Origin of the sequence: Rhizobacter sp. (assembly GCF_031412495.1) — a bacterium.
In the GTDB taxonomy this organism is placed as follows: Bacteria; Pseudomonadota; Gammaproteobacteria; order Burkholderiales; family Burkholderiaceae_C; genus Schlegelella_A.
In genome coordinates, this window is the sequence record NZ_JANODC010000037.1 from 1 (window position 1) to 5,221 (window position 5,221).

The window sequence follows — 5,221 nt, forward strand, 5'->3', positions numbered from 1 at the left end:
CACGAAGAAGGTGCCGCTGCACTACGTGAACGAGGAGAACTCGCCGGCGGTCAAGACCGACGCCTGCGTCGTCAACCACGTGGTCAACGAGCTGAACATCCAGTGCCTGGCCTCGCAGCTGCCGGAGTTCATCACCGTCGACCTCGGTGAGCTGACCAAGGGCCAGTCGCTGCACGTCAGCGACATCACCCTGCCGCCCGGCACCAAGGTCGTGACGCACGGCAAGCCGAATCCGGTGATCGTCTCGGCCAACGTGCAGGCGGCTGAAGTGGAAGAGGTCGCCCCGGTCGCGGTCGTCGCTCCGGCGGCCCCGGCGGCGAAGGCGAAGAAGACCGAAAAGCAGAACAAGAAATAAGTCCTGCTTGCGCAGGGACTCCGGCCCCGCTTCGGCGGGGTTTTTTGTTTGCGGGTCGGGGGGGCCGTGCCCCTTGCCGCACCTTGCGAGGCCGCGCTAGGGGCTGCGCGGCTTCGGCAGCAGCAGCAGGGCGCCGAGCGCCGTCAGGCCGAGGCCGGCCGACACCAGCATCGCGCCGGCGCCCCAGCGCGCCAGGCAGAGCCCGAAGAGCCACGGAGCCATGGCCTGCGCGAAGCGCGTCGGCACTGTCAGGAGACCCTGCCTGTAGCCGTAGCCGAGCGGCCCGAAGTAGACGAGCGGGAGCGTCCCCTTGGCGATCGTCAGGATGCCGTTGCCGGCCCCGTGCAGCACCGCGAAGGTGGCGCTCGCCGGCGCGCCGAGCGCCAGCCAGACTGCCGCGCCCACGGGATGCAGCAGGGCGGCGACCCGGGCCGAGAGCAAGGGGTGGACGTGGCGAAGGAAGCCGAACTCCAGCAGTCGACCGGCGACCTGCGCCGGCCCGACGAGGGCACCGACGGCCACGGCCGCGGCCAGGCTCGCGCCGCCGGCCTGCAGGATGCCCGGCAGGTGCGCGGCCATGGCCGTGCTCACGAACCAGGTCGCGGCGAAGGCATACGAGAGCAGCACCGTCGTTCGGGTCGCAGAGCCATCGCCCGCGGCGAGCGGCTCGGCGTCGGCCACGGACATTTGCGCAGGCGCGGCCGACGCGGGCGCCCTGGGCAGCAACGCATTGAGCGGCACGCCGAGCGCCAGGTGAAGGCCGGCCCACGCGAGGCACGCTCCACGCCAGCCGACCTCGCCCGCCATCCATGTCGAGAGCGGCCAGCCGACGGTGCTGGCGAAGCCCGCCAGCAAGGTGATGCCGGTGATCGCGCTGCGCGAGTCGCGCCCGTAGAGGCGCACGAGCGCGGCGAATGCAGCTTCGTAGAGGCCGCAGCCCATGGCCAGCCCGAGCACGGCCCACGCCGCGAACAGGGTCAGCAGCCCGTCGGCCGATGCCAGGCCGGCGAGACCGATCGCGAACACGAGGTGGGAGCCGACGAGCACGGGCCGGCCGCCATGGCGGTCGATGGCGCGGCCAGCTTGGGGTCCGAGCAGCGCCGACACGAGCAGCGCCGCGGAGAAGGCGGCGAAGATCGTTGGCTGGCTGACGCCCAGGTCCCTCGCCATCGGTGCTGCGAGAACGGCCGGCAGGTAGTACGACGAAGCCCAGGAAAGCGTCTGTGCCGTTCCGAGCGCAACGACAGCTCCCGTCTTGTTTGTCACCGTGGGTGGCCCGATTTCGGTTGGCTCGTGATCGCGGCCTGGGCCGGCTTCGCGCTCTTGCGTCCTGACCGCCTCCCTCGGACGAGCGAAGTGATCTTAGCGGCCCGTCCGCGAGAGCCGGGCACTCGATAATCGCCGCATGATTCGCTTGATCGTGGGACTCGGCAACCCCGGCCCGGAGTACGAGAGCACGCGCCACAACGCCGGCTTCTGGCTCGTCGACGCGGTCGCGGCGAGGCTCTCGGCCCGGCTGGCGCCCGAGCGCAGCCACTTCGGTCTCTCGGCGCGCGTCAACGTGGGCGGGCGGCCGCTTTGGCTGCTCGAGCCGACGACCTTCATGAACCTGTCGGGCAAGTCGGCGGCGGCCGTGGCGCGCTTCTTCAAGATCGCGCCCGACGAGATCCTCGTCGCCCACGACGAGCTCGACCTCCTGCCGGGGCACGTGCGCCTGAAGCAGGGCGGCTCGCATGCGGGCCACAACGGGCTCAAGGACATCCAGGCGCAGCTCGGCAGCGCCGACTTCTGGCGCCTGCGCCTCGGCATCGGCCACCCCGGCGTCAAGGCCGAGGTCATCGACTACGTGCTGCGCAGGCCGCCAGCCGCCGAGCGCGCCGAGATCGAGAAGAGCATCGAGCAGGCGCTCCAGGGGCTCGACCTGCTGCTCGCGGGCGACATGGAGCGCGCGACGATGAAGATCAACGCCCGGCCGCCCCGGCCCAGGCCGCCGCGCTCCGAAAAGTCGGCGGTCGCCGCCGATGCCTCGGCCGCGGCAGCGGCAGCGGCAGCGGCAGCGGCAGCGGCAGCGGCAGCGGACGATCGCGTGGATGCAGCAACGGGCGCTGTCAGCGATCCCCGAGGAGAACCGAGATGAGTTCGAACCCGAGACTGTTCACCCTCGCCGCCCTGGCCCTGACGTTCTTTGGCACCGGTGCCCAGGCGCAGGCAGCCTACCGCTGCGGCAACGAGTACCGCGCCGCGCCATGCCCGGGCGGCAAGCTGGTCGTCACCGACGACCTCGCGTCGTCCGCCGACCGGCTGGCCGAAGGACGCGCCGTCGCAGCACGCGAGAAGCGCCTGGCCGACGACATGGTGCGCGATCGCCGCGCCCGCGAAGCGGCCCAGCGGCCGGCCAGGGCGGGTTCGCTGGGCCCGGCCGCAACGCCGGCGCCGGCGGCGACCGCCGCGGCGGCGCTCAAGCCGAAGAAGAAAGCCAAGGCGAAGATCCGCGTTCTCGACGAGAAGGACTTCGTTGCCGACGTCCCCCGGGCCAAGCCGCGCTGAGAGAGGCAGCTTCAGGCCCTTTGGAAGCCTAGACCGGCGCTGCGGCAGCCGCCGCTTCGGCCTGCAGGCGGCGGTAGCGGGCCCAGAGCGTTTCCTGCGACTCGGCCAGCACTGCATTCACCGGAATGCATGCGACCGGGCAGACCTGGACGCACTGCGGCTCGTCGAAGTGGCCCACGCATTCGGTGCATCGGCGCGGATCGATGACGTAGATCTCCGCGCCCATCGAGATCGCCTGGTTCGGGCACTCGGGCTCGCAGACATCGCAGTTGATGCACTCGTCGGTGATGAGCAGGGACATGATGGAATGCGGCGCTGCCGGCGGACCCTGGGCGGCTAGGCTTCCGCCCGCTTCACCCGCTCCTGCAGGCGGTCGAGGACCGAGGGTGACACGAATTTGGAGACATCGCCGGCGAGGCTGGCAATCTCGCGCACGAAGGTCCCGGACACGAACTGGAACTGGTCGCTGGGCGTCATGAACACCGTCTCGACGTCGGGCATGAGCTGGCGGTTCATGCCGGCCATCTGGAACTCGTAGTCGAAGTCGCTCACCGCGCGCAGGCCGCGAACCACGACCTTGCCGCCCTGCTCCACCACGAAATCGCGCAGCAGCCCGCGAAAGGCCATCACCTCGACGTTGGGGTAGCGCGCCGACAGTTCGGTCGCGATCTCGATCCTTTCGGCGATCGAGAACATCGTCCGCTTGTGGTGCCCCGCGGCGACGGCGATGAGCACCCGCTCGAACAGCCGGCTGGCCCTGCGGACGAGGTCCTCGTGGCCCAGCGTCATCGGATCGAAGGTGCCGGGATAGACGGCTGTCAGTCGGGTTACGGACGTCACGGCGCGAGCCTCCCTTCGGTGTCGGCGGAGTGTAGCGACTGGCCGGCCGACGCCCGGCGCAGGAGCTGGAACCGCACGGCGCCGGCCCGGCCGTCCCGAAACAGCTCCATGTCGGGACCGGCCGCGGCCGCGTCGACGGGCGCCGCCGACTCGACATACAGGTAGCCGCTCGGGCGCACGATCCGCCCGGCTACGTGGAGAGCCCGCGCCAGCAGGTCCGACTCGAACGGCGGATCGAGGAAGACGAGGTCGAAGGAGGCCTCCGCGGCCCGCGCCATCCACTGCAGCGCGTCGCTTCGCTCGACCTGGCAGCCGGCCGCGTCGAGGCGGGCTTTCGTCGCCCGCAGGCTCGCCGCCGCCGCCGGATCGCGCTCGAGCAGGATGACCTCGACGGCACCGCGCGACGCCGCCTCGAAGCCGAGCGCGCCGGAGCCGGCGAAGGCGTCGAGGCAGCGCCAGCCGTCGAGCGACTGCCCGAGCCAGTTGAAGACGGTCTCGCGAACGCGGTCGGGCGTCGGGCGCAGGCCGGGCCGGTCGACCACCGGCAGCTTGGTCCGCTTCCAGCTGCCGCCGATGATTCGGACCTCGCGCGGAAGCGCGGCCCGCGCCGGCGCCGGCGCTCTCGGCGCTCTGGGCGCTGCCGGGCGCTCCTTCACGGCCGCACCGGGATGCCGTCGCGGGCGAGCAGCGCCTTGGCCTCGCGCACGCTGAACTCGCCGAAGTGGAAGATGCTCGCGGCCAGGACGGCGTCGGCGCCGCCGATGCGGATGCCTTCGGAAGGTGCTCGAGCGATCCGACCCCGCCGGAGGCGATCACCGGAATCTCGATCGCGTCGGCGACGGCCCGCGTCAGGCCGAGGCCGAAGCCGCCCTTCGTGCCGTCGCGGGCCATGCTGGTGAGGAGGCTCTCGCCGGCCCCTTCGGCTGCCATGCGGCGCGCCCACTCGACGGCGTCGAGCCCGGTGTTGCGACGCCCGCCGTGGGTGTAGACCTCCCAGCCGGGCGCCCCGCCCTCGCGCCGCTTGGCATCGATGGCGACGACGATGCACTGCGCGCCGTACCGCGCCGAGGCGTCGCGGATGACCTGCGGGTTGGCGACCGCGGCCGAATTGAAGCTGACCTTGTCGGCACCGGCGTTGAGCAGGCGCCGCACGTCGGCGACGGAGCGGACGCCGCCGCCGACCGTCAGGGGGATGAAGACCTCCGAGGCCACCGCCTCGACGATGTGCAGGAGCAGGTCGCGGTCGTCGCTCGTCGCCGTGATGTCGAGGAAGGTCAGCTCGTCGGCGCCCTGCTCGTTGTAGCGGGCGGCGATCTCGACCGGGTCTCCGGCGTCGCGCAGCGCGACGAAGTTGACGCCCTTGACGACACGCCCGGCAGTGACGTCGAGGCAGGGAATGATGCGTTTGGCGAGCATGAGACAGGCACCGGGCGAAGGCTTAATATATCGACGGAACCGCTCACGCGGGCAAAGACCGGG

Annotated in this window: 6 protein-coding genes and 2 pseudogenes; 3 read left to right on the forward strand and 5 right to left on the reverse strand. The window is 71.4% G+C overall.

Annotated elements, in window-relative coordinates; translation table 11 throughout:
- Nucleotides 1-355 (forward strand): annotated as a pseudogene (locus AC30N0_RS01295) (50S ribosomal protein L25/general stress protein Ctc); the annotation flags it as partial.
- Nucleotides 356-451: 96 nt separating this feature from the next.
- Here the strand turns inward: AC30N0_RS01295 and AC30N0_RS01300 are convergent.
- Entirely contained in the window at nt 452-1,621 is a 1,170-nt protein-coding gene (locus AC30N0_RS01300; RefSeq protein ID WP_489516133.1) for an MFS transporter, read from the reverse strand.
- Nucleotides 1,622-1,760: 139 nt separating this feature from the next.
- Between AC30N0_RS01300 and pth the strand changes: the two genes are divergently transcribed.
- Nucleotides 1,761-2,492, forward strand: coding sequence for an aminoacyl-tRNA hydrolase (gene pth / locus AC30N0_RS01305; RefSeq protein ID WP_489516134.1), 732 nt, complete (start codon nt 1,761-1,763; stop codon nt 2,490-2,492).
- Entirely contained in the window at nt 2,489-2,902 is a 414-nt protein-coding gene (locus AC30N0_RS01310) for a hypothetical protein (RefSeq protein WP_489516135.1), read from the forward strand. The genes pth and AC30N0_RS01310 overlap by 4 nt, the downstream gene beginning before the upstream one ends.
- A 28-nt stretch (nt 2,903-2,930) precedes the next feature.
- On the opposite strand, the gene AC30N0_RS01315 is transcribed toward AC30N0_RS01310, so the two are convergent.
- The 4 genes and pseudogenes from AC30N0_RS01315 to hisF all read right to left on the reverse strand — a co-directional run bounded on the left by AC30N0_RS01315 (nt 2,931) and on the right by hisF (nt 5,158).
- Complete coding sequence (locus AC30N0_RS01315; protein WP_489516136.1) at nt 2,931-3,203, reverse strand: YfhL family 4Fe-4S dicluster ferredoxin; 273 nt, start codon at nt 3,201-3,203, stop codon at nt 2,931-2,933.
- 35 nt (nt 3,204-3,238) lie between these two features.
- On the reverse strand, nt 3,239-3,742 hold the full coding sequence (gene coaD, locus AC30N0_RS01320; RefSeq protein ID WP_489516137.1) for a pantetheine-phosphate adenylyltransferase: 504 nt from the start codon (nt 3,740-3,742) through the stop codon (nt 3,239-3,241).
- On the reverse strand, nt 3,739-4,398 hold the full coding sequence (gene rsmD / locus AC30N0_RS01325; RefSeq protein ID WP_489516138.1) for a 16S rRNA (guanine(966)-N(2))-methyltransferase RsmD: 660 nt from the start codon (nt 4,396-4,398) through the stop codon (nt 3,739-3,741). The genes coaD and rsmD overlap by 4 nt, the downstream gene beginning before the upstream one ends.
- A pseudogene (hisF, locus tag AC30N0_RS01330) lies at nt 4,395-5,158 on the reverse strand (imidazole glycerol phosphate synthase subunit HisF). Before hisF ends, rsmD begins: the two are co-directional and overlap by 4 nt.
- Nucleotides 5,159-5,221: the final 63 nt, after the last annotated feature.

Bases quoted from the DNA above. Each gene is read 5' to 3' on its own strand.
- pth (WP_489516134.1), top strand. From the start codon at position 1,761: ATGATTCGCTTGATCGTGGGACTCGGCAACCCCGGCCCGGAGTACGAG.
- AC30N0_RS01315 (WP_489516136.1), bottom strand. From the start codon at position 3,203: ATGTCCCTGCTCATCACCGACGAGTGCATCAACTGCGATGTCTGCGAG.
- AC30N0_RS01310 (WP_489516135.1), top strand. From the start codon at position 2,489: ATGAGTTCGAACCCGAGACTGTTCACCCTCGCCGCCCTGGCCCTGACG.